We start from the raw sequence: 248 nt of genomic DNA, 5'->3' as shown, positions 1-248 counted from the left end.
GGGATTAAGTATGGCAAATGAACATTCATTTTTGACACAGGGATTTGAAAGGTATATAATAAAACGTAATTATTACGTTTTGATAGGAGGAATGGCATATGAAACCAAATATTCATCCGAAAACTTATCAAGTGATCTTTCAGGATGTAAACAGCGGGTACCGTTTTTTAAGCCGCTCAACTAAAACTTCCGATGAGACGGCCGAGTGGGAAGACGGCAAGACGTATCCCGTTATAAAAGTTGAGGTG

At 38.7% G+C, this 248-nt stretch carries 1 protein-coding gene; it reads left to right on the top strand.

Annotated features, from left to right (window positions below):
• Positions 1-98: 98 nt before the first annotated feature.
• A partial coding sequence (locus CH339_RS25875; RefSeq protein ID WP_146610318.1) for a 50S ribosomal protein L31 occupies positions 99-248 on the top strand: 150 nt, incomplete at its 3' end.

It is taken from the genome of Rhodobium orientis (assembly GCF_003258835.1).
GTDB classification, from domain to species: Bacteria; Pseudomonadota; Alphaproteobacteria; order Rhizobiales; family Rhodobiaceae; genus Rhodobium; species Rhodobium orientis.
The sequence above is the reverse complement of the archived record's forward strand: the minus strand, read 5'-3'. Positions and strand labels throughout refer to the sequence as shown.